The 24,454-nt window shown below is 61.7% G+C and carries 16 protein-coding genes; 11 read left to right on the plus strand and 5 right to left on the minus strand.

Annotation, left to right across the window (positions count from 1 at the left end):
- The first annotated feature begins 165 nt into the window (after positions 1-165).
- From HBN98_RS12130 to HBN98_RS12145, 4 genes are all read left to right on the plus strand, one after another.
- Complete coding sequence (locus HBN98_RS12130) at positions 166-1,191, plus strand: histone deacetylase family protein (RefSeq protein WP_083367515.1); 1,026 nt, start codon at positions 166-168, stop codon at positions 1,189-1,191.
- Positions 1,188-2,288, plus strand: a complete 1,101-nt coding sequence (locus HBN98_RS12135; RefSeq protein ID WP_083367514.1) for a polyamine ABC transporter substrate-binding protein — start codon at positions 1,188-1,190, stop codon at positions 2,286-2,288. The genes HBN98_RS12130 and HBN98_RS12135 overlap by 4 nt, the downstream gene beginning before the upstream one ends.
- Positions 2,289-2,439: 151 nt before the next feature.
- Positions 2,440-7,044 carry a DUF6543 domain-containing protein gene (locus HBN98_RS12140; protein ID WP_083367513.1) on the plus strand — a complete coding sequence of 1,535 codons (4,605 nt, stop codon included), beginning with the start codon at positions 2,440-2,442 and terminating at the stop codon, positions 7,042-7,044.
- A 28-nt stretch (positions 7,045-7,072) separates the two neighbouring features.
- Positions 7,073-11,614, plus strand: a complete 4,542-nt coding sequence (locus HBN98_RS12145) for a hypothetical protein (protein ID WP_083367512.1) — start codon at positions 7,073-7,075, stop codon at positions 11,612-11,614.
- 32 nt (positions 11,615-11,646) lie between these two features.
- Here HBN98_RS12145 and pdxR read toward each other — a convergent pair whose 3' ends face one another.
- Positions 11,647-13,203 (minus strand): MocR-like pyridoxine biosynthesis transcription factor PdxR, encoded by a 1,557-nt coding sequence (gene pdxR / locus HBN98_RS12150; protein ID WP_083367511.1) that lies wholly within the window; start codon positions 13,201-13,203, stop codon positions 11,647-11,649.
- Positions 13,204-13,295: 92 nt separating this feature from the next.
- Between pdxR and HBN98_RS12155 the strand changes: the two genes are divergently transcribed.
- The 3 genes from HBN98_RS12155 to HBN98_RS12165 are packed head-to-tail and all read left to right on the plus strand — an operon-like array spanning position 13,296 to position 15,059.
- Entirely contained in the window at positions 13,296-13,919 is a 624-nt protein-coding gene (locus HBN98_RS12155) for an FMN-binding negative transcriptional regulator (protein ID WP_083367510.1), read from the plus strand.
- Between the two features lie 9 nt (positions 13,920-13,928).
- On the plus strand, positions 13,929-14,375 hold the full coding sequence (locus HBN98_RS12160; protein ID WP_083367509.1) for a GNAT family N-acetyltransferase: 447 nt from the start codon (positions 13,929-13,931) through the stop codon (positions 14,373-14,375).
- A 12-nt stretch (positions 14,376-14,387) separates the two neighbouring features.
- Complete coding sequence (locus HBN98_RS12165; RefSeq protein WP_083367508.1) at positions 14,388-15,059, plus strand: GNAT family N-acetyltransferase; 672 nt, start codon at positions 14,388-14,390, stop codon at positions 15,057-15,059.
- A 98-nt stretch (positions 15,060-15,157) separates the two neighbouring features.
- Here HBN98_RS12165 and HBN98_RS12170 read toward each other — a convergent pair whose 3' ends face one another.
- On the minus strand, positions 15,158-16,057 hold the full coding sequence (locus HBN98_RS12170; RefSeq protein WP_083367507.1) for a homocysteine S-methyltransferase family protein: 900 nt from the start codon (positions 16,055-16,057) through the stop codon (positions 15,158-15,160).
- A 111-nt stretch (positions 16,058-16,168) separates the two neighbouring features.
- On the opposite strand from HBN98_RS12170, the gene HBN98_RS12175 reads away from it, so the two are divergent.
- The 3 genes from HBN98_RS12175 (at position 16,169) to HBN98_RS12185 (ending at position 19,638) form a co-directional block, all read left to right on the plus strand.
- Positions 16,169-16,990 (plus strand): ABC transporter substrate-binding protein, encoded by an 822-nt coding sequence (locus HBN98_RS12175; protein ID WP_064589875.1) that lies wholly within the window; start codon positions 16,169-16,171, stop codon positions 16,988-16,990.
- Entirely contained in the window at positions 16,987-17,823 is an 837-nt protein-coding gene (locus HBN98_RS12180; protein WP_083367506.1) for an amino acid ABC transporter permease, read from the plus strand. The genes HBN98_RS12175 and HBN98_RS12180 overlap by 4 nt, the downstream gene beginning before the upstream one ends.
- A 441-nt stretch (positions 17,824-18,264) precedes the next feature.
- Positions 18,265-19,638, plus strand: coding sequence for an autotransporter outer membrane beta-barrel domain-containing protein (locus HBN98_RS12185; protein WP_308425031.1), 1,374 nt, complete (start codon positions 18,265-18,267; stop codon positions 19,636-19,638).
- 198 nt (positions 19,639-19,836) lie between these two features.
- Here HBN98_RS12185 and oadA read toward each other — a convergent pair whose 3' ends face one another.
- Both oadA and HBN98_RS12195 read right to left on the minus strand, forming a co-directional pair.
- On the minus strand, positions 19,837-21,645 hold the full coding sequence (oadA, locus tag HBN98_RS12190; RefSeq protein ID WP_083367504.1) for a sodium-extruding oxaloacetate decarboxylase subunit alpha: 1,809 nt from the start codon (positions 21,643-21,645) through the stop codon (positions 19,837-19,839).
- 11 nt (positions 21,646-21,656) lie between these two features.
- Complete coding sequence (locus tag HBN98_RS12195; RefSeq protein ID WP_025112637.1) at positions 21,657-23,072, minus strand: acetyl-CoA carboxylase biotin carboxylase subunit; 1,416 nt, start codon at positions 23,070-23,072, stop codon at positions 21,657-21,659.
- Positions 23,073-23,262: 190 nt separating this feature from the next.
- On the opposite strand from HBN98_RS12195, the gene HBN98_RS12200 reads away from it, so the two are divergent.
- A complete protein-coding gene (locus tag HBN98_RS12200) occupies positions 23,263-24,225 on the plus strand; it encodes a LysR family transcriptional regulator (protein WP_083367503.1) in 963 nt (320 codons plus the stop codon).
- Here the strand turns inward: HBN98_RS12200 and HBN98_RS12205 are convergent.
- Positions 24,167-24,379, minus strand: coding sequence for a PA3496 family putative envelope integrity protein (locus HBN98_RS12205; protein ID WP_007962241.1), 213 nt, complete (start codon positions 24,377-24,379; stop codon positions 24,167-24,169). The genes HBN98_RS12200 and HBN98_RS12205 overlap by 59 nt on opposite strands.
- Positions 24,380-24,454 lie beyond the last annotated feature (75 nt).

The following is a 24,454-nucleotide window of genomic DNA, read 5'->3' on the forward strand; positions in this document are numbered from 1 at the left end:
TCTGCAGGAGCTGGCGAAGGCTGCGATTTTTTGATCTAAAAAGGGGCGAATAACGGTCAGATCTTTTGGCCATATCGATCCCCTTTTGGCCTTTCCTGCCGTTCTCCGATTCGCCGCGCGCCGCAACACTGGGGGTAACCGAATCAGCCCTGCGGAGAACAACAAATGCTGACGATCTACTCAGACGATCACCACCTGCACCATGGCCGCTGCGAACTCATCGACGGCCAGCTCAAGCCGTGCTTCGAGATGCCTTCGCGCGCCGACCACGTGCTGCAACGGGTCCAACACCAGCACCTGGGCCCGGTCGAGGCACCGAAGGATTTCGGCCTGGAGCCGATCGCGCGGATCCACAGCCGCGACTACCTCGACTTCTTCAAGGGTGCGTGGCAGCGCTGGACCGAATTCAACACCGACGGCGACCTGCTGCCCTACACCTGGCCGGCGCGCACGCTGCGGCAGATCAAACCGACCAGCCTGCACGGCCAGCTCGGCTATTACAGCTTCGACGGCGGCGCACCGATCACCGCCGGCACCTGGCAAGCGGCCTACAGCGCAGCGCAAGTGGCGTTGACTGCCCAGGCGGAAATCCAGCGCGGCGCACGCAGCGCCTTTGCCCTGTGCCGTCCACCGGGACATCATGCCGCCAGCGACTTGATGGGCGGTTATTGCTACCTTAACAACGCCGCCATCGCCGCCCAGGCGTTCCTTGATCAGGGCCACAAGAAAGTCGCGATCCTCGACGTCGACTACCACCACGGCAACGGCACCCAGTCGATTTTCTATGCACGCAGCGACGTGTTGTTCACCTCGATCCACGGCCATCCGGAAGCCGAGTTTCCGTTCTTCCTCGGCTACGACGATGAGCGCGGCGAAGGCGCCGGTGAAGGCTGCAACTTCAACTACCCGCTGCCGGCCGGCTCCGGCTGGGACGTGTGGAGCGCGGCGCTGGAACAGGCCTGCAACGAGATCGACCGCTACGGCGCCGACATCATTGTCGTGTCGCTGGGTGTCGACACGTTCAAGGACGATCCGATCTCGCAGTTCAAACTCGACAGCCCGGATTACCTGGCCATGGGCAAGCGCATCGCCGCCCTCAGCAAGCCGACATTGTTCGTCATGGAAGGCGGTTACGCGGTGGAGGAAATCGGCATCAACGCGGTGAACGTGCTGGAAGGGTTCGAACAATGAACCACTTCAAGCACCTCCTCGCGCCAGCCCTGTGTGCGGCGTTGCTGAGCGGCGCTGTTCACGCCGAAGAACGCACCTTGCGCGTCTACAACTGGTTCGACTACATCACGCCCAAGGCGCTGGAAGACTTCAAGGCACAGAACACCCAGACCAAACTGGTCTACGACATCTTCGACACCAACGAAGCGCTGGAAGCCAAGCTGCTGACCGGCAACTCCGGTTATGACGTGGTGGTGCCGTCCAACGTGTTCCTCGCCAAGCAGATCGAGGCCGGGGTGTTCCAGCCGCTGGATCGCAGCAAGCTGCCGAACTGGAATCACCTCGATCCGAAACTGATGAAGCTGATCGAGGCCAACGACCCGGGCAACCAGTTCGCCGTACCGTACATGTACGGCACAATCCTGATCGGCTTCAACCCGGCCAAGGTCAAGGCCGCGCTGGGCGATAACGCGCCGGTGGACAGCTGGGACCTGATCTTCAAGGAAGAGAACATCAGCAAGCTCAAGCAGTGCGGCGTGGCCCTGCTCGACTCGCCGTCGGAGATCCTGCCGCTGGCCCTGCAACACCTGGGGCTCGATCCCAACAGCAAGAAGCCTGCGGACTACGACAAGGCTGAAGCGCTGCTGATGAAGATCCGCCCGTACATCACCTACTTCCACTCCTCCAAGTACATGGCCGATATCGCCAACGGCGACATCTGCGTCGCGGTCGGTTATTCCGGCAGCTTCTCGCAAGCGGCCAACCGCGCCAAGGAAGCGAAGAACGGTGTGGTGGTCGACATGCGCCTGCCCAAGGAAGGTGCGCCGATCTGGTTCGACATGCTCGCGATACCCAAGGGCGCGAAAAACCCGGAAGACGCCTACACCTTCATCAACTACCTGCTGCAACCGGCGGTGATTGCGCCGGTCAGCGACTTCGTCGGCTATCCGAACCCGAACAAGGACGCCACCGGTCTGGTGGACCCGGCGATCCGCAACAATCCCAACCTGTACCCGACCGATGCGGCGATGAATACGCTGTACACCCTGCAGCCATTGCCCCGCGATGCCGAGCGGGCGCGGACCCGGGCCTGGACCAAGATCAAGTCCGGCACCTGACGCCGGCCGCCGCACCCGAAAGACCTGCGTTCACGCAGGTCTTTTTTTGCCCGCAATATTTATCTACCACCTGCCCTTCTGCCGGCGTCACTACCGTGGAGCGTCATGTGCACCGAACACCCGACGGTGCCTCCCCACACAGGATGTGATCATGACCGAAGATTCCAGCCCAGCCACCGACCTCGGCCTCACCAACGAACAGGACGATCAGGACGATCTGGTTACGCAATTGGTGACCGGTCCTTCGATCCGCGAAGTCGCTACTCAGGCGTTGCTGCCGGCCCTGAAAACCCTTTATCCGCAACTCGATATCGATCCCCGTCTGGCGCTGGTAGTGACGCCCACCTGGCGCGTTAACGAACAGCACATCAGCCCTGGACAATCACACTACGAATCACTGACCGATGCACTGGTACGTCATGGCGTGGCGTCGACCCCGGTGTTTTATTTCGATGGTGAGCACTACCTGACCCTGGATCCCTCAGCGCCGGTTCCGGTGCAGATGCCCGTGAGCATTGAGGTCATCGGGCACCTGATCAACGAACTCGCGCCGTTGCTGTTTTTCGCCTTTCAGGAACAGCAAATCGCTTACTGGAATCAGCTCGTGCAGCCCTCGACGCCGCGCTGGAAACGGTTATCCAACTCTCTGCGCGATTGCTGGAACGTCGACGCCGGGCCGGAATGGACCCAAGACGAAGTCAGCATGACGCGCCACCTGTTCAGCCACCCGGAGAAAAATGCGCGCACGGCAAACGACCCCTATCAATCACGCGCCTGCCTTATCGACCTCGACTTCGGCCACACAAAGGGCGGCGCGCCCCGCTTCAACACCCTCGACATGGCCGTACTGATCGGAACCGCAGGGTCGCGCAGCCTGATCCTCGCGCACACCGTGACCGGTGGCTTTGAACGCTACGACACGCTGCAGACCCTCGGCGAGTCCCTGGTGAGGTACACCGACAGAGAGAAACCTGACAACGCGCTGCAATGGCGTTTGATCGAACCCGAAGGCAATTACTTTGATCATCTGGCGTGCAGCCTGATTGCTCTGCAGGCCGACGCCATCGGCGCACTGGCCAAGGACAGCGATGCCGCGAAACGCGATCCGGCCCCGCATATCAGCCGCGCCAACAATGAACTCGACCCCACGGATAAACACGCCTCTTCGCAATTCAATCGGGTCGAGCAAAGTTTGCCGGACTGGATGATCAACGCCTCCCCCGCCGACCTCACGGCGTACAGCCGGCACTTGATGGATCTGGCGACCGTTCGCACGCAGACAAACGACCAGTCATTTCAGGACGGCATCAAGCCGATCCGCGAGTTTGCTTTGGATAGCCTGCGCGCAGCCATGCTCAAGGAGCACGCCGATGCGGCGACGGTGAATCTGGCGGACATCGAGATCGAGGTCGACAGCGTCGTAGTCTGGGGCACTTTCGTGCCGCTGACGGAGCCGGAACGCACCACACTGAGCCTGGTCGACCTGGCTCTGCAAAACCTGATCGCCGTGCCGTTGGGCAACAAGATCGTGCGCAGCAAAAGCGCGGCAACGTTGCCGTCGTGGATGACGCTGGCCTACCTCGAAGCGCTGATCACAAGCGTCGACATCGGCAAGACCTACCCGGCGCTGATCAAGGACAAGCTGCTCGATGACCCGGTGGAAAGCCTGCGCCGGCAGAATCTGTTCACCCGTCACTTGCAAGTCGAACTGCCGCTGCTGGCCTTGCAGCAGAAGATCCGCGGCCAGGACGGTATCGATGAGTTGGGCTATCGCTATGTGGCTGCCGTGGTTCAGGCGCTCGAAGCCAATCGCTGGGTCGACGGTCAGGAAATTGTCATCCGTCCACTGGCGTTCAATCCCGGCTGGCGCCTGATCGGCGCTGCGGACGAAGTGGCCAACATGTTCGTGATCGGCCCCCGGCACATGGACAAGGGGCCCTGCCTGCTTTACCGGCCCTTGCTCGATCAGCCCCTGAGCCAATATCCGACACCCGCCAACCTGATCTACGCGATCAAGCACTCGGCAACGCTACGGCAATCGGTGCTGGCCTGGTTGCCCGACGGGGTGCGGGCCAACTATGCCAACTACGTGTTCACCGGTAGCCTGCCCTCGGTCTGGTCGCTCGCGCAGTTGCTGGCAGACCCGCTGACCCCGTTACAGATGGGTGGCACGCTGACCCTTGGCTCGCGCGTCGTCGCCACCGATTATCTGGTTTTCCTGTTCAAGGCCAACGTCGATGCGCTGGTCGAACTGGCGCATAGACAATCGGTGTCCAATGCGCAAAACCGCTGGGCGACGTTCAAGCAGGATGCATGGATGATCTTCAATGCGGCGCTGCCTTTTCTCGGGCGCACGGTCGGCACCGTTGCCTGGATCTGGCAGGTGCTGGACGACGTCCAGCAGACCCTCGACGCTGGCGAACGAGGTGAGCGACAGCAACAGGCCAGCGCCATGACCGACCTGTTGCTGATCCTCGCGATGGTCCTCGCCCATCGCGCCAGTACCCGTCAGTCGAACGCCCGAGGCAGCGAAAAAATGGACTCGAATGCCTCGCAAACCGTGCTGGCGGAAAAACCGCCGGCGCCGATCAGCATTGTGCACCTGCCCGATATCGCGGGTGAGCCGGCCCCGGCGCAACATCGCACCAGCGTGCTGACCGATGCGGCCCTGGGCCTCACGCAAACGCTGGAACGCTTCGCTGTCACCCGTCCCCCATTATTGGTGCCACCCGATAGCGGCAGCGGTCTTTACCGCCACCTTCATCGCCTGGGCGCCCGCTACTATGCGCCGATCGGTGAGCGCTGGTTTGAAGTGGCCGTCGACGAAACGGGTGCGGTATCGATGATCGACACCCGGCAACAGCCCGCACGCAGAGGCCCTGCATTGATCGGCAACGCCGCCGGGCAGTGGTTCGTCGACACCCGTCTGCGCCTGCGCGGCGGTGGCTTGTCGGCAAGGCGCAAAGCGGTGAAAGAGCAAAACCGGCAACGCATCGTCGAGCTCAAACAGCAACTTTCCGACTTCGATGACGAGCGCGCCAAAGCAAAAACCGAACTGCTGGCCGCTCACCAGAAAATGAGGGATGCCAACGACCAGACATTGCCTGGGTTGCGACAAGCGTTTCTGGAACAGCTTGACCGTCGCACACTTCAATACGAGGCGCCGATGGAACAGCTCAAGGCGTTGAGCCTGCTGCAGACCGTGCCCAACTACCGTAACGCCATGACCACGATGCTCGACACCCAGCTGCACTTTAACCAGACATGGCTTGATCAGAAGAACCCCGCTTTCGTTCAGACCTTGCGCGATACTCTGGCCCTGCTGGAGGCCGAAGAAATCAACGGTGCCGCCGGTGACCGTGCGACCTATCAACAAATGGTCGACCTGACTGAAGGCGTGATCAGCAAAATTGAATTCGCCCGATCAAAGTTTCAGGCCCTGGAGCGACTCGGCCGCGATGCGGCCGAAGTGATCGTGCAGTATCGCCAGCGGTTGCCGGCGTTCAGCCTCAATGACCTCAAGTCGCTACAAGTGTCGCTGGCCCGTGAAGTGTGTCTCAAGGAAGGTGATACCGCCGCACTGAATGAGGCCCGGGCTGACTTTTGCCGCCTGCTCGACACCACCAACCTGGTGATCCAGACCTCACAGGAACTGATGCTGGAGGAAAACCCCGCAAGCCTCAGCGAACGTAACGAAGCCCTCGACGGACTGCTCGAACAGTTTGTCGCCATTGATCAAGCGATGGAGGACTTCGCCCTCGAGCACAAGGACGCCGTGCTGGATGAGCCCTTCCAGCATATGCGCAAGCGAATCGGCGAGTTTCAGACACTCACCGAAGACCATCTGGCGCAATTGTTGCGCGAGCATGTCCCCGCGGAACCTCGTCCCGGGCCCTCAAGACCTGCGCGTGCACCTCGCAAACGCGTGGTCAAGACACGCTTCAAAGGCACGGTGGTCGGTGAAGTACGACCCGCGCAGCCGGGCGAGCCGGTCCTGTTGGAGGTGCGCGCGCCGATGACCGGCAGAGTCATCGCCACCTTCCACGAAAAGACGCCGGGCGTCTGGGTCGAACGCGTCCCGGCCAGACGCCGGCGCCCCGCCGCGCCAATGCCCCTCACCGCACAACTGACCGAAGGGCAGAGCCTGCTTGACGGTCTGGAAGGCTTCATTAGGCAAACCGAAGCCAGCTCAAAAAAACCCGGGCGCATCCCGGTAGAAATCGAGGACCTGTTTCGCCAGAAAAGCGAACACTTCGATCAAAGCGCCAGAGCCCTGGAAAGGGCCTTGAACCTCCCCGGTACAACCGCAAGCCAGCGCCCGGTTGCCACGAAGCTGAAGACCGAACTGCATCAGGCCCGGGATCGGCTGAACGCCGAAGGCCAGCGGATACGGATCGAAATGATCAAGCAGCAGCCCCCTACCGCTGCGCGCATCGAATGGTTGTTGAGCAAGAACGAAATCGACATCGTGCCCACTGCCGGACGGCGCCGGCTCAAAGGGCCGCGCAAGGATTACCTGAAGGAATACGAAATCCGTGATCACGGCACGCAGACGTCGCTGTGGTATGCGCACTTCCACTACGCCGCACCCGACGGACCGGTGGAAAACTTCACTGCCGCCCATTTGAAAACCAGCGGCCAACGGTTGCTGGCAGGCGCCTTCGAGATCAGTGCGGACACTACAAACACGCAAGTGATCGCCATTTACCGCAGCAAGATCAGCGCGCAACTGGCCCGCAAACTGTTTTTTTCGTAATCCCGAAACGTCAAAAAGGAAGCTGACGATGACCGAACACACCGACAACACCCGCGTGCCCGTCCAACTGATCAACAACCTGGTGCTGCAACAGATCAGTCAGGGCCCCACGATCGATGAGGTCGCCGCGCATATGCTGCGCGTGGCCTTGAAAAAGCAGTTTGCGGATCAGTCCCTGGACCCCGATCACACCCTGATCGGCACTCCTCGCTGGCAATGGGCCGATGGCAAGGTCCGCGCGCTGCCGATTGTATTCGAATCGTTGACCCAGGCGCTGGTGCGCCAGTTCTTCACCGACACCGACGCCAATTACCTGGAGGGCGAACACTTTCTGACAGCCGACCCGCAGGCGTCTCCCGTGGTGCATCTGGATATCAGCATCGAAGCCATCGCCACCCTGCTCAACGATTACACGCCGCTGCTGTTCGTCGCCTATCGCGAACGCCAGTTGGCCTTCTGGAACAGCACCGTTCACAAAGTGCCGCGCTGGCAGGAACTGTCCGATGCCCTGCGCAAATCCCTTGATGTGCAGACCGTCAACGGCTGGGATGCCGACCAGTGCCATGTCGCCCGGGCCGTTTCGCATTTTCCCGACAAGCAGCAACGGGACGGCCGGCAACCAGCACTCGCAACGATCAGGGTGCAGCTGATCGACATCGACACCGTCGACGCCAAGGATCAAACCCGGCACTTGGTGGTCGGCGGCGTTGCGGTGCTGACAGGGCGTTATCGCGAGCGCGACCTGGTGATGATGTACACCGTGGACAGCGGTTATGAATCGTTCGAGTCGCTGGACGCTCTGGGCGCATCATTGCCCGGGCGCCTCGAAGAACGTCTGGACGGGCGTGACATGAAGTGGCGACTGTTCGAACCCGAAGGCAATTTTTTCGACCATATGGCCTGGGCCTTGATCGCCAGCCAACTCGAGGCCATTGCCGAACTCACTCGCGAGTCCGTCGCCAGCGCTACCAATGCCGGCAGCCTGCCGCCCGCACTACCGCCTTCCAGCAACGATGTAAAAGACACGCTGGAGGCGCTTGATGAGGCCATGCCCGAATGGCTGGCCGGCGCCAGCGCTGCCGACATGGATCACTACAGCCGCTCCGTCAATGCTCTGGGCAAGCTGTACAAGCACGTCGATAAAAAGCTGTTCCATCTGCCGGCGATCGACGCGTTCGCCCAGCAGCGAATGCGCGACGCGATCATTGCCGACCAGCCAACCGCCGCCGGGTTACCCCTGGATTCACTGGAAATCACCATCACCAACAGTTTCGAGTCCGGTGGCTTGACCCTGCCCAACCCGCTCGACAGCTATAGCGAAAACCTGGGCGACTTCGCGCTGCAGAACTCGCCGCCCTATATGGCCACCCTGCGCTTCAACCCGCCGCAGCCGCTTCCCGCCTGGCTGGACAGCGCGTACCTGACGGAAATGGCGAAAAAAGTCGACATCGGCCAGACCTACCCTCAATTGCTCAAGGACAAACTGATCAATGATTCCGAGCAAGCCTCCCTGCAGAAACATTTTTACCTGCGCCAGCTACATGCCCTGCTGCCACTAATTGCCCTGGAATGCAAAATTCGCGGGATTGGCGGTATCGACGAGCGGGGCTACGCGTATGTTCGCGAGTGGCTCAAACCCACGCCTGGTCATCTGCAGCCGGTGGTCATTCGTCCCCTGACGTTCTTGCGCGCCGGGGACACCGAAGGCGACACGGTGGCCAACATGTTCCTGATCGGCCCACGTCAGGCGGACAGCGGACCGTGCCTGCTGTATCGCCCGCTGCTCGACCATCCGTTGTTGCAGTTTCCTTCTCCGCAGAACCTTGTGTACGCCCTGCATCAGCCCGGGGAGTTGCGGGATTCGGTGCTGGCGTGGCTGGCGGATTCGGCTACCAGTTTCAAATACGCGCAATATACGTTTCCTGTTGGGCTGCCCAGCCCATGGACGGGCGCGCAGTTGCTGTCCGAGCCGTGGACCGGGACAGACTGGACCGGCCCGGTCCAGCTCTCATCAAAAGAGCTGCACGGCGACGTATTCGGCATCCTGTTCAAGACCCATGCCCAGACCATGGCCGAACTCGCCGACCGGCAATCTCAGTCCAACGCCGAGCGGCGCTGGACACTACTGCGCGACAGCGGCTGGGCATTGTTCAACGTCGCCGCAAATTTCCTCAGTGGCCCGGCCGGCGCTGCGGTCTGGATCTGGCAAAGCATCAGTGAAGTCGAACAGGCGCTGCAGGCACGCCAACGGGGCGACAAGCTCGCCGAATGGGATGCCTTCGGCGATATGCTGCTGAGCCTGGGGCTGCTCCTGGCTCACCGCGCGGCCGTTTCCCGGCGAAGCGGCCGACGCCAGACGCCCGCCCCGGTTGAAAGCGCAGTGCCCACCACCGTGCCCGCCGCCGCTCAACCGGCAGCGCCCAGGGTGACCCGCATCCCCACGACGCTGACCGGTGAACTGCCGACGAGCCATTGTTCTTCACTGGAAGCACGGGGTTCCGTTCCGCGCCGCTCGGCCGACGCATTGCTCGCCTACCTGCTGAAGGCAAGCGTGACGCCGCTTGACCTGACGGACACGACCCTGGAAAAAATCGAATACGGCACCGGGCACCTGTATCGCCGCGGTGATCGCCTCTACGCACAAGTCGGCGAGCGCTGGTACGGCGTCGTCGAAAACGACGAGCAACAGATCCAGATCGAGTTTCCGGGCAGCCCGCCAGAGCCCGGCCCGCTATTGGCGCATGACACTCAGGGCCAATGGGTTGTCGATACTCGCCTGCGCCTGCGCGGGGGAGCCGGTGGTCAAAGCTTGCAAAGCCAGTTGCGCGCGCAGCGTTGGGTCAAGGAGCAACAGCGCAAACAACTGGAAGCCACCCTGAACGCCTTCAAACGTCAGGAATCGATCGGCAATGAGGCCTTGAGAACCGCTCAGGCGGAGATCATGAACACTACCGGTGTGGCTCACGAAGAGGCGACCCGGCGCTACCTCGCCCAAGTGGAAAAGCTCATTACCGATTACCAGCAGGCACTGAAAAACCTTCAGGAATGGCGCCTCAAGGGTGGTAGCGTCGGCTACTTTTATGACTTGCTGAACATGACGACGCACCTGCAGAAAAACCTCAACCTGTGGTTCACCCTGCAGCGCAATGCCTATGCCACCTTGAACCAGAAGCTGAGCGGGAACAGTGTCATCGAGGCAGAAACCGGCTTGCAGGAGCACATCGCGACAGTCAGGCAAATGCTGGCGTTGAGCCAGGACATGGTCGCTCGCCTGCAACTGGCGCGAACCTCGCTGGAAGACCTGGAGGCTACTGGCAGCGCCGGCATCACGGCCGCAAAACGCCAGCGCAACATGCTGCCGGCCTTCACCGAGTGGGATTTGAAGGCCAACGAAATCGGCATGTCCCATGAGTTGTGCCTGCGCGGCGATGCCAGTACCGGTGGCGCCCAGCGCGATGCCGTGGGTCGGTTGATTATCGAAGCAGCGACCGCCACACATCAGCATGCTGCACAGCTCAAGAGGTCAGACAGCAGTGAGCCGGTGGCCGGACGCATCGACACCCTCAGCCGGCTGCTCGACGTCTATGCCGATACCGATCAGCGCTTCAAGGAGCTCCCGGACGAGTACCCGGGCAAGATCGAACCGGCCGAGGTCAATCGAGTTCGCAGACTGATCGGCGATTTCCGGCGAGTGGCACAGGAGCAATTGAGCCTGCTGTTGCCCGAGACCCCAGAGCCTGCGCCGATCAAGCCGGTCACGCCGAAACCCGCCGTCGCCGGCCCGTCTCGTCCGGCCCCCAAGGTCACCAAGAGCCGGCCCCGTGACCCGAATCCCGCCAAGCCTTCGACCGCCACCGAGCCGGCGTTCCACGACATCCTGCCGGCACGCCCTCGCCCCGCCGCCGAACCGCTACCGGACGATACCGACACCATCGCCAATGGCCTGACGCTCAACGAAAACGTGCAGGGGTTCATCGATCAGACACGCAAGGACGCGTTCCGCCCCAATCGCATCCCGGCCGACATGCAGGATCTGTTTGATCAACAGGCGCAGCGCCTGGAGCAGTCCGCGACAGCGGTCCGGCAGGCACTGGCGCGGGTGCGCGAAAGCGGTAGCACACGCTTTCCGGTGGGCAACCTGCCGGCGGAGCTGCAAAGCGCCGCCGAGCGCTTGCGCGCCGAGGGCATCAGTGTCCGCGCTGCGCTGCTCAAGGAGCGCCAGCCACGCCAGGCGTACGTGCAATGGTTGCTGGACAATCATCAGGTGCGCATCGAGAAAAACCCGCAGGGGCGGATCAGGACCAAGAAACGCCGGGACTACTTTCAGGAATACCGGATCCTCGATACCACCCACCGCGATCAGCCTTTGTGGCTGGCGCATTTTCACTACGATTCGATGCAAGCTCCGCTGGAGGCATTCACCGCAGCGCACCTGAAAATCGCCGACGTCCATCTGCAGCAGTTCAGCACTGAACGCCAACAGGCCCTGACCGAGCTGGCTCCGATCGACTATGTGCTGCGACGCATCAGTGATCCGGCGCTGTTCTTCAAACTGGAAGCGCGTCGCTGAGGTCATGAACCGGGCGGGTCAGCAGACCCGCTTCAACCTACGCGCCAGGCCGTGCGCAGGCGTGCCAGTGCGGCCTCGATGGCTTTTTCGGGCACCGCGGCAAACCCCATCACCAGCCCGGCGCGGCGATCCGGCGCGGTGCTCGAGTCGGGGAGCCAATAGCTGCTCAGGCCATTGATCTCCACATCGACGCTGGCCGCCTGTTCGATCAGCGTCCGTTCACGGGCCACGCTGTCGACCGGCACCGTCAGGTGCAGGCCGGCCGCCACGGTGGGTAACGGACCGACCCCGGGAATATCCGCTGGCCAGCCACTGAGCAAGGTGTCGCGACGGCTCAGGGCGGCTCGGCGCATCCTTCGGATATGTCGTTGAAAATGCCCGGCGGCCATGAACTCGGCCATCACCGCCTGGGTACTGACTTCAGAATGGCGCACATCCACCGCGCGCCGCTGAGCAAACACATCCACCAACCCCGGCGGCAGCACCAGATACCCCAGGCGCAACGCCGGGAACGCGACCTTGCCGAAGGTGCCGACATACAGCACCCGCCCCTGTTGATCGAGCGCAGCCAAGGGCGCCAGCGGTGCACCGCTGTAACGGTATTCGCCGTCGTAATCATCCTCGACGATCCAGCCTTGCGTGCGCTCGGCCCAGGCCAGCAGTTCGAGGCGCCGCGCCAGACTCATCACCACCCCCGTGGGATACTGGTGGGAGGGCGTGACATAGGTCAGGCGGCAATCGGTCAGCCCTGCCAATTGCTGACAGTCGATGCCCTCGCTGTCGACGGCCACCCCATGCAACCGGGCACCGGCCACGGCGAAGGCATGCCCGGCCGCGCGATACCCCGGATTCTCGATCGCCACGCCGTCGCCGGGCTCCACCAGCAACTGTGCACAAAGGCTAATCCCCTGCTGCGCGCCACTGGTGATCACAATTTGCTCAGCCGTGCACTGCATGCCTCGGGAGCTGCGCAAATAGGCCGCGATCATCCCGCGCAACCGCGCGTCGCCGGCCGGATCGCCGTAACACAGTTGCTGCAAATCCGGTTTGCGCCAGAAAGCCGCATTCAGCTTGGCCCAGACGTCGAAAGGGAACAGATCGAACGCCGGCACACCGACCCGAAAAGCCCGGGGCGGGCCACTGGGTGGACGGGCCAAATGATTGTTTTTGATCCGGGTCAGCGCGTCGCTGTGGATAACTTTGCTGGATGGATCCACAGGTAAATCCAGCCAATTTGTGGATAAGGCTGTGGGTAAGCCTGTTGAAAACCCTGTGGATACTTTTGTGGATAGTTTTTTCGCCGGCAACGCCGCCTGGGGCAATTGCGCAACGTAAGTGCCGTCGCCGACCCGGCCTTCAATAAAGCCTTCGGCGTACAACTGATCGTAAGCACGCACCACGCTGTTGCGCGAGATCGCCAGCGCAGCCGCCAGGTCGCGGCTGGCCGGCAGCCGCGTACCACTGGCGAGACGTCCGTCCAGTACGCGCAAGCGCAATGCTTGATACAACTGACGGCTCAAGCCCTGACGACGGTCGAGTTCGATTCCCGCCGGATTGAATGGCATGGACAGCGCGGGCGCTTCGGGCATGGCAATGGACCTATGAAATTGGTCATCAATGGCTCTTACAACAGTCCAATAGCCTGCCTAGGATGCAGGCATTCGCCAAGGAAAATCTCTCCATGTACACGCCCCGCGCTTTTGCCATCGACGAGTTGTCCCAACTCCACGAACTGATCCTCGCCACCCGCCTCGCGATTCTCGTGACCCACGGTGAAAGCGGCCTGCAGGCCAGCCATGTGCCGGTGCTGCTGCATCGCGAACAAGGCCAGCACGGCACGCTGTACGGGCATCTGGCCAAAGCCAACCCGCAATGGAAAGACCTGCGCGACGGCGCCGAAGCCCTGCTGATCTTTGCCGGCCCGGACGCCTACGTCAGCCCGGGCTTTTATCCAAGCAAGGCCGAGCACGGCAAAGTCGTGCCGACCTGGAACTACGTCGCCGTGCACGCTTATGGCCACGCCGAAACCTTCAGCGATGGCGGGCGCCTGCTGGACATCGTCAGCACCCTCACCGATCGCCATGAATCCGGTCGCGCGCAACCGTGGAAGGTCGACGACGCGCCTGCCGACTACATCGACGGCATGCTCAAGGCCATCGTCGGTTTCGCCATCCCCATAGACCGCCTCGAAGGCAAGCGCAAGCTCAGCCAGAACCGCAGCGCCGAAGACATCGCCGGCGTGCGCGAAGGGCTGGCCGCCAGCCCGGACATCAATGACCAGACCCTCGCCCACTTGATGCGTTAAGGAAACAGCATGAGTCAGATCCAGATCCGCCCGGTGACTGCTGGTGATCACGCCGCCTGGCTGCCGTTGTGGCAAGCCTATCTGCGCTTCTACAACACCGAGTTGCCGGACGCCGTCACCCACAGCACCTGGCAGCGTTTCCTTGACCCGAGCGAACCGACCCACGCCGCCCTCGCCTGGGCCGATGGCAAAGCCGTGGGCATGGTGCATTTCATTTACCACCGCTCGAACTGGAGCATTGAAAACTCCTGCTACCTGCAGGACCTGCTGGTGGCACCGCAGACACGCGGCACGGGGGTTGGTCGGCTGCTGATCGAGCACGTCTACGCCACTGCCAAGGCCGATGGCTGCTGCAAAGTCCACTGGCTGACCCACGAGACTAACGCTACCGCGATCCAGCTCTACGAGCGAATCGCCGAACGCCCCGGATTCATCCAGTTTCGCAAAGCCATTTAAGGAGCCGCGTACATGACCACTTCACTTGCCGACTGGAAAGGCGTTCCGTCGCCCACCAGCAAACTGCTCGAAGGTCGCTTCATCCGCCTGGAAAGACTCGACCCGGCACGCCATAGCGACGAGCTGTTCAACGCTCTCGAAGGCCCCGGCGCCGACCCGAAACTCTGGGACTATTTGCCCTATGGGCCGTTCCCGCAGCGCAGCGTTTTCAATGACTGGCTGAACAACCATGCCGCCAGCAGCGATCCGTATTTCTTCAGTGTGATCGACCGCGCCACGGGGCAGGTGCAGGGCATTCTGAGCCTGATGTCGATCGTCCCGGCTCAGGGCCGCATTGAGATTGGCCACGTCACCTTCGGCGCGCCGATGCAGCGCTCACCGAAAAGCACCGAAGCGGTGTACCTGCTCGCCAAATACGCGTTCGCCTTGGGTTACCGGCGCCTGGAGTGGAAGTGCAACAACGGCAACGCGCGCTCCAAATATGCCGCCGAACGCTTGGGCTTCAGCTTCGAAGGCGTGTTCCGCCAGCACATGGTGGTCAAGGGCCAGAACCGCGACACCGCGTGGTTCTCGATTCTGGATTCGGAGTGGCCGGCGATTGCGGCGGGGTTCGAGCGGTGGCTGTCCGATGAAAATCAGACGCCCGACGGGCAGCTGAAAGGCTTGGTTGAATGCCGTCGTTAAACCGTCAAAGCAAAAGATCGCTGCCTTTGGCAGCGCCTACAGGGTGAACATCAATCCCATGTAGGCGCTGCCGCAGGCTGTGATCTTTTGATGGTTATTTACACCAGCTTCTGCGCCAGCACCGCAATGTGTTCCGGGCCGATGCCGCAGCAGCCGCCCAAATGGCTGGCGCCACGCCGCTGCCAGTCCTGCGCCCAATGCAGATACCCCGGCGGATCCAGATCATCGCGCAGCGGATCAAGACCGTCGTTGGCGGTCGCCTCTTTGGGTTGCGGCGGAAACGCATTGGCATAGGCGCCGATGTGAATCTGCACACCCAGGCGTTCAAAGGTGTCGCGCGCCGCATCAATCGCCGCACCGATCACTTCCGGCTGGCTGCAGTTGAACAGCAGCGTCTCGACGCCCAACTCGGCTGCTACCGCCGCAGCTTCCGCCACGGGTTCACCGGAGCGCAGACGCGGCACCTCATCGGTGTCTTCGTCCTTCAGGGTAAACGACAGCCAGAACGGCTTGCCGTCCTTGGGCAGACCCGCGCGGATGGAACGCGCCTCGATGATCGAACTCTGGGTTTCCGCCAGCCACAGGTCGACGTGGGGTGCCAGGCCGTTCACCAGTGGCGCGAGCAACTCGTTCACCCGCGCCGCGTCGAACAGGTCCGGACGATAGGAACCGAACAGCGGCGGCAACGAACCGGCCACCCGCACCGCTTTGCCCGAGGCCTGCACCGCACGCCGCGCCAACTCCCCGGCCAATCCCGCCAGCGCCGTACCTTCCGCGGCAAATCGTGCTTCGCCAATGTGAAACGGCACCAGCGCATAACTGTTGCTGGTGATCACATTGGCGCCGCTGGCGATGTAGGCGACGTGCACCGCTTCAACCGCTGGCGGCGCCTCGATCAAGGCCAGCGCCGACCACTCGGGCTGACGAAACGGTGCGCCGGCGCGCTGCAACTCACGGCCCATGCCGCCATCCAGAATTACCGTGTTTGCTGTGCCCATATGCAATTCGCTCATATGCTTATGAAAATAACTCACTACCAGAGTAGTTCTTATAACTATTTAATACGCACCATCCGGTTAATAACAACCTCTTTTTTTCAGGTGTCGACTGTGAAACTTCAACCACTACTGGCCTTGGGCCTGACCGTTCTGGCCGCCTCCACCCAAGCCTTCGGTGGCGCCACACTTGATCGTGTCGAACAGAAAAAAGAACTGGTTGGCGTGCTGATGGAAAGCTATCCACCCTTCTCGTTCCTCAATGACCAGAACCAGCTCGACGGCTTCGATGTGGATGTCGCCAAAGCCGTGGCGGACAAACTCGGGGTCAAGCTGCGCCTGGAAACGCCGTCCTGGGATGTCATCGCCGCCGGCCGCTGGAGCGGGCGCTATGACATCTGCATCTGCTCCATGACCCCGAGCAAGGCCCGCGCCGAAGTGTTCGACTTCCCGGTGGAGTATTACGCCTCGCCGGCAGTGATCGTGGTCAACGCCAAGGATGATCGCATCCACGGCGCCAAGGACCTGAGCGGCAAGAAAGTCGGCCTGACCAGCGCCTCCAGCTATGAAAGTTATCTGAACAAGAATCTGGTCATTGAAGGCGCCGAGGACACACGTCTGGAGTATCCGTTCGAGGACGTGCAGATCGCCCCGTACGATACTGACAACGTCGCCTTCCAGGACCTGGGCCTGGGCGCCGGGGTGCGCCTCGACGCCATTCTCACCAACCTGGTGACCGCGCAACCGCGCCTGAATCAGGACCAGCGCTTCAAACTGGCCGGCGCGCCGCTGTATTCGGAGCCGAACTCGGTGGCCATCGAAAAGGGTGACGCGCAGTGGGACGCCAAGGTGCGCGAGGTGTTTGCACAACTGAAACAGGACGGCACGCTGAGCAAGCTGTCGCAGAAATGGATCGGCGCCGATATCAGCCAATGACTGCCTTCCCGACACCTCCACAGCCGCCGCAACCGGTGGTTGAATCACGCCTGCAACGGCTGTTCGGTTTCCGCACACGCCTGTACCTGACGTGGGCGGCGATGTTCAGCCTGTTCGCCGGTTTTTTCCTGAGCTTCGATCTGAAGCTGTCGATCATCCTCGACAAATTGCCGAACCTGCTCGGTGTGCACCTGGCGCCCAACGGCTTTCTGCAGGGCGCAGCGCTGACCCTGTTTCTCTGTGCCTGCGCCATCGTCGCTTCGTCATTGCTGGGCTTCATCACCGCCCTGGCACGCCTGTCAAAAAGCGCCGTGGCATTCGGCATCGCCAGTTTCTATACCTCGTTCTTTCGCGGCACGCCGCTGCTGATCCAGATCCTGTTGATCTACCTCGGCCTGCCGCAACTGGGCGTCGTGCCCGGTGCGGTGGTGGCCGGGATCATCGCCTTGTCGCTGAACTATGGCGCGTACCTCAGCGAGATCTTCCGCGCCGGCATCCTCGGCGTGCCTTATGGTCAGCGCGAAGCCTCACTGGCGCTGGGCATGCGCGAAAGCGTGATCTTCTGGCGCATCACCCTGCCCCAGGCCATGCGCACCATCATCCCGCCGACCACCAACCAGTTCATCTCGATGCTCAAGGACTCGTCACTGATCTCGGTGATGGGCGTGTGGGAAGTGATGTTCCTGGCCCAGTCCTACGGGCGCTCGAGCTACCGCTACATCGAAATGCTGACCACCGCGGCGATCATTTACTGGCTGATGTCGATCGGTCTGGAATTGATCCAGGCGCGGATGGAGCGCCATTACGGCAAGGCCTACCTGCGCCGCAGCTGAGTAGAGCCGCTGGCAAACGCACGCTGGCGTTCAACCGTTTCTGAGTGTTGAACAGCCGGCGGCGTCTGGATCTGCCGTAGGAAAAGGCTTGGTCAGGCTTGAGTAAAAACACCTGTCGCGGGTCTTGCCGTCATTTTCTACGGGCAGGCTCGGACATCGCCTGCAAGGCTGCGAGACGCGGCCGACATCGGATTTTTTACGGCAAAAATAGAGTGGGGTCTCCTATCCAGTGAGGCCCGATTCATGCCCGGACACTACTCGCTTCGCCCCCTCCAACTCGCCGTGGCGATTGCGCTGGCAATCGGATGGAGCAATGTCGCCAGCGCACAACAGCCGGACATCCCGGTCATCGAAAACGCAGTTGAAAGCAAACCGAAAAAGCCTCGGAAAAAAACACCAAAACCACCCACAGCGTCAGGCGACCTCCCGGCGACTAAAGAAGTGCTCAGCCAAAGCCCTGCAACCGCTATCGACCCGCCCGGCAACCTTGCACCGGACCAGGCGTTGTTCGGCGAAACGCTGGCGCAAACCTCCGCCAACAGCAGAGACCAGCAGACACCCGATCAGGGCATGCCCTTTGAACCCTTGCGTGACAAACCTCTCGAGCATCTGGCAAGCAGCAAAAATGCTCAGGAACTCGCCAAAAGCCTGGTAAAAGATCCCGCCCCACCTCAGCAACCTCAGCAACCTCAGCAACCTCAGCAACCTCAGCAACCTCAGCAACCTCAGCAACCTCAGCAACCTCAGCAACCTCAGCAACCGCAAGAGCCTGGGCCATCTAATCCGCCGGCGCAGCCCATTAGTCCTGCCGCGTTATCCAACACCGCCATCAGCGCCCTGCACGGCGCGAGCCCACCAGCGGCCAGCCTGGCACTCGAGCAGCTTGCCGCCGGCAGCAACGCCAACCTTGCCAAAGCCACCCTGAGCAGCGCCGCTCCGGTCAGCGCCAGCATGCTCTCGGCGATGCATCAACTGGACAATCGCAAAGGTGACGGTGCCGGTCGAGTCTGGCTGCAAGCACTGGGACATGGCGGCAAGGTCGATCGTGATTTCGACAGCGCGCTGAAACACGCCACTGAAGGCCTGATCCTGGGGGCCGACTGGCGCTTCGACGAGCAATGGCACTTCGGCCTGATCGGCGCGAAGTCGCAGACCCGACTGGATGCCCGGCAGTTCGATGGCGATCTCGACAGCTGGCACCTCGGCGCCTATGCCCTGCGTCAGGACGGGCCGTTCGCCCTGCGGTTGGGCGCGTCCTATGGCAGGCACGATGGCAGCGGCAAACGGCATGTCGCCTTCAGCGGTTTCAGCGACCGACTGCAGAGCAAGTACAACGCCAATACCCAGCAGCTGTTTGCCGAAGTCGGCTACAACGTGGGCCGTGGCAACCTCAGCATCGAACCGTTCGCCGGTGTCGGGTATCAGCGCTACCAGCGTGACGGTTATAGCGAGACAGGTGGCGATGCGGCGCTGAAAGTGGAGGGTCAGACACGCGCGAATCCGAGCAGCACCGTCGGCCTGCGCCTGGCGAAAACCAGTCATTTGGCCAACGGCATGCAACTGACGCCGCGTCTCAGCGCCAGCGTGAAACACACCTACGGCGAACTCGACAGCGCAACACGTCAGCAACTGCTCAGGGGCGGCAAAAGCTTCGAGGTCACCGGTGCGCAGATGGACCGCAACCGCACGCTGCTGGATGCGGGTCTGGATCTGACCCTGTCCGCGCGCCATACCTTGGGCGTTGGCGTCACTGGCGAGGCCGGCAGCGACAGCCGTAGCTATGGCGTGATGGGCCAGTGGCGCCTGGCGTTCTGACGCACTGAACACCAATCGTTGCAGGAGTGAGCCTGCTCGTAATAGCGGTAGATCAGTCGACCTCTGCACTGACCGATACTCTGCTATCGCGAGCAGGCTCACGCATGAAAAGGGTCTTGATGCAGGTAAATTGCAGGCGAAAAAAAAGGGGAGCACATGCCCCCCCGAGGTTTAAACCGGTGAATCGCGGCGGTTATCTCAGCCTTCGATTTCGATCAGGATTTCGCCCGGGTTAACCCGGTCGCCCTTGGCAACATGAATGGCGGTGACCTTGCCGGCCACGGCGGCCTGGACTTCGGTTTCCATCTTCATCGCTTCGGTGATCAGCACAGCCTGGCCGGCCTTGACGGTGTCGCCTTCCTTGACCAGCACATCAACGATGTTGCCTGGCATGGTGGTGCTGACGTGGCCCGGGGCCGACGCTTGCTTGCGCTTGCTGCTGCCACCGCTGACAAATTCGTTGAGCGGTTCGAACACCACTTCTTCCGGCATGCCGTCGATAGACAGGTAGAAGTGACGCTTGCCTTCGGCCTTCACGCCGACACCGGTGATGTCGACGCGGTAGGTTTCGCCGTGAACATCGATGACGAACTCGGTCGGCACGCCTTCGCCGCCGGCCTTCGCCACACCGCCGGCCTCAGGGATCGGCAACAGCACTTCCGGCACGAGGGTGCCGGCGGCACGCTCTTCGAGGAACTTGCGCCCGATGTCCGGGAACATGGCGAAGGTCAGCACGTCTTCTTCAGACTTGGCCAGTGCGCCGATGTCGGCCCGCAGCTTGGTCATTTCCGGCTTGAGCAGATCAGCCGGACGCACGTCGATGACTTCTTCGCTGCCGATGGCCTGACGACGCAGCTTCTCGTTGACCACGCCCGGGGCCTTGCCGTAGCCGCCCTGCAGGTACAGTTTGACCTCGTTGGTGATGGTCTTGTAACGCTCGCCGGCCAGCACGTTGAAGAACGCCTGGGTGCCGACGATCTGCGACGTCGGGGTCACCAGCGGCGGGAAGCCGAGGTCTTCACGCACACGGGGGATTTCCGCCAGCACTTCGGCCATGCGGTTGAGAGCACCCTGCTCTTTCAACTGGTTGGCGAGGTTGGAGATCATCCCGCCTGGCACCTGGTTGACTTGCACGCGGGTGTCGACGGCGGTGAATTCGCTTTCGAACTGGTGGTATTTCTTGCGCACGGCGTAGAAGTACAGACCGATTTCCTGCAGCAGTTCAAGGTCCAGACCGGTGTCGTATTCGGTGCCCTTGAGCGCAGCAACCATCGACTCGGTGCCCGGGTGGCTGGTGCCCGAAGCGAAGCTGGAGATCGCGGTGTCGATGTGGTCGGCGCCGTTTTCGATGGCTTTCAATTGGCACATCGCCGCCAGACCCGCCGTGTCATGCGAGTGGATGAACACCGGCAGCGACTGCTCGGCTTTCAACGCGCGGACCAGTTCGCCGGTGGCGTACGGCGTGAGCAGACCGGCCATGTCCTTGATCGCCACCGAGTCGCAACCCATGGCTTCCATTTGCTTGGCCTGCGCCACGAAGGCGTCGATGGTGTGCACCGGGCTGGTGGTGTAGGCGATGGTGCCTTGGGCGTGTTTGCCGGCCGCTTTCACCGCTTCGATCGCGACGCGCAGGTTACGCACGTCGTTCATCGCATCGAAGATGCGGAATACGTCGATGCCGTTGACCGCAGCCTTGGCGACGAACGCTTTGACCACATCGTCGCTGTAGTGGCGGTAGCCGAGCAGGTTCTGCCCGCGCAGGAGCATTTGCAGACGCGTGTTAGGCAGCGCGGCGCGCAGTTGGCGCAGGCGCTCCCACGGGTCCTCTTTGAGAAAACGCACGCAGGCGTCGAACGTCGCACCGCCCCAGCATTCCAGCGACCAGTAGCCGACTTTGTCGAGCTTGTCGCAGATCGGCAGCATGTCTTCGGTGCGCATGCGGGTGGCGAGCAGCGATTGGTGAGCGTCGCGCAGGATGGTATCGGTTACGAAGATCTTCTTGCTCATTCTTATATTCCTCACAGGCCTGCGTGGGCGGCGATGGCGGCGGCGATGGCCAGGGCCAGCTCTTCGGGTTTGCGCTTGATCGAGTAGTTGGTCAGTTCAGGATGGCTTTCAACGAAGCTGGTGTTGAACTGGCCGCTACGGAATTCCGGATTGCGCAGGATTTCCTGGTAATACGCGGCGGTGGTCTTCACGCCTTGCAGGCGCATGTCGTCGAGGGCGCGCAGGCCACGGTCCATGGCCTCTTCCCAGGTCAGCGCCCAGACCACCAGTTTCAGGCACATCGAGTCGTAGAACGGCGGAATGGTGTAACCGGTGTAGATCGCCGTGTCGGTGCGCACGCCCGGACCGCCGGGGGCGTAGTAGCGGGTGATCTTGCCGAAGCTCGGCAGGAAATTGTTTTTCGGGTCTTCGGCGTTGATGCGGAACTGCAACGCGAAACCACGGTGCTGGATGTCTTCCTGCTTCACCGACAGCGGCAGGCCGGAGGCGATGCGGATCTGCTCGCGAACGATGTCGATCCCGGTGATTTCTTCGGTGATGGTGTGCTCCACCTGCACCCGGGTGTTCATTTCCATGAAGTACACCTCGCCCTCGGCGAGCAGGAACTCCACGGTGCCGGCGTTCTCGTAGCCCACCGCCTTGGCCGCGCGCACCGACAGGTCGCCGATGTAGGCGCGCTGTTCCGGGGTCAGTTGCGGGCTCGGAGCGATTTCGATGAGCTTCTGGTTGCGGCGCTGGATCGAGCAGTCACGCTCGAACAGGTGCACCACGTTGCCGAAGCTGTCGCCGAGAATCTGCGCTTCGATGTGCTTGGGGTTAACGATGCATTTTTCCAGGAACACTTCTGCCGAACCGAAGGCCTTGGTCGCTTCGGAAATCACCCGAGGGAAATTCTGCTCGAGCTCTTCGCGGCTGTTGCAGCGACGGATACCGCGACCACCACCACCGGAAGTGGCCTTGAGCATCACCGGGTAACCGATACGGTCGCCCTCGGCCAAGGCTTCTTCGATGTCCGCAACGTTGCCTTCAGTGCCCGGCGTGACCGGCACACCGGCCTTGATCATGCTGCGCCGGGCTTCGGTCTTGTCGCCCATGCGGCGAATGACTTCCGCCGACGGGCCGATGAATTTGATGCCGCGTTCGGCGCAGATGTCTGCCAGCTCAGCGTTTTCCGACAGGAAGCCGTAACCGGGGTGCAGTGCATCGCAACCGGTTTCCACCGCCAGGTTCACCAGCTTGCGCGGGTTCAGGTAACCGGCCAGCGGCTCGGCACCGATGCTGTGGGCTTCGTCCGCACGCTTCACATGCAAGGCATGGCGGTCGGCGTCGGAAAAAATCGCAACCGAGCGAATGCCCATCTCGGCGCAGGCTCGCACGATTCGTACGGCAATCTCACCACGGTTGGCGATCAGGATCTTTGTTATCACTTGGAGGTTCCCTTGAGCCGGTGGCACCACGACCTGCTAGACCCAGGTCGACGCGTGACTAAATGTTTCAATTTAGTCGCAGCCCCACACTAGCCCCCACAAGGGATTAACAAAAATGAATAAAAATTGGGTCAGGCATAAGTAAAGACTTATAGTTAAACCATCAGCCTGCCGTCAGAGCCTATAAGAAATGCGTAAGTCCTTGATGCGTATGACATTACGTCAACTGCAGATCTTCAACGAAGTGTGTGATTTACGCTCTTACAGCCGCGCCGCCGATGAAATGTCTCTCACACAACCGGCCGTCAGCCTACAGATTCGTCAACTGGAAGAGCTGATCGGCCAGCCATTATTCGATTATGTCGGCAAAAAACTCTACATGACCGAGGCCGCCGAAGCCCTGCAGCGCGCCAGCCGGGACATCTTCGGCCGTCTGGAAAATCTCGACATGCAGCTGTCGGACATGCAGGGCTCGCTGCAAGGGCAATTGAAGCTGGCGGTGGAATCCAGCGCCAAATACTTCGTGCCGCACCTGTTCGCCGCCTTCAAGCGCCAGCACCCGGAAGTGAACCTGCAACTGACCGTGGTCAACCGCGGCCAAGTGATTCGCCGCCTTTCGGACAACCGCGACGATCTGGTGATCATGTCGATGGTGCCGCAGGACATGGGCCTGGAATTTCTGCCGTTTTTGAACAATCCGATTGTCGCCGTGGCGCGCCCGGACCATCCGTTGGCGCACATGGGGCCGCTGCGCCTGCAGGATCTTGAGCCCTACACGTTGCTGATCCGCGAACCGGGTTCGGGCACGCGACTGGCCTGCGAGGAATACTTCAAGGAGAAGCGCGTGCACTTCACGCAGACCCAGGAGGTGGCGTCTGCCGAAGCCCAGCGCGAATGCGTGGCGGCGGGTCTGGGCCTGGCGCTGTTGACGCGCCACGCCCTGAACCTGGAGCTGGCGACCGGCGGCCTGGTCGAGCTGCCGGTCGAAGAGTTACCGCTGTTTCGCAGTTGGTGCCTGGTGCAAGCCAAGGCCAAACGGCTGTCACCGGTAGCGCACGCCTTCCTGGCGTTTATCCGCAGTGAGCGGGTGCAGATCAGCGCGCTGGTTGAGCGCTTCGACGGGAAGCTGCCGGTGCGGCTTGCCAGTAGTTGAGTTCGATATCCTCGGGAAAATCGCTGATTTCGCTCTGAAGCTGACGGAGTTCGAAGCGATCTTCGATGGCGCGACGGAATTCCATGCGGCGCTGGTCTTCCTGTTGACGACGAGTTTTCGCGGCGCTGTTGCGTTCTTCGTAGGGCTGAGCCATTTCGAGTCTCCCAAGGCGAGTACGGGAGTTTCACGATAGGCGCGAGGGATGACGGTTTGGCTGCTTCGGGGTTAC

This window comes from Pseudomonas koreensis (genome assembly GCF_012986595.1).
Classification (GTDB): Bacteria; Pseudomonadota; Gammaproteobacteria; order Pseudomonadales; family Pseudomonadaceae; genus Aquipseudomonas; species Aquipseudomonas koreensis.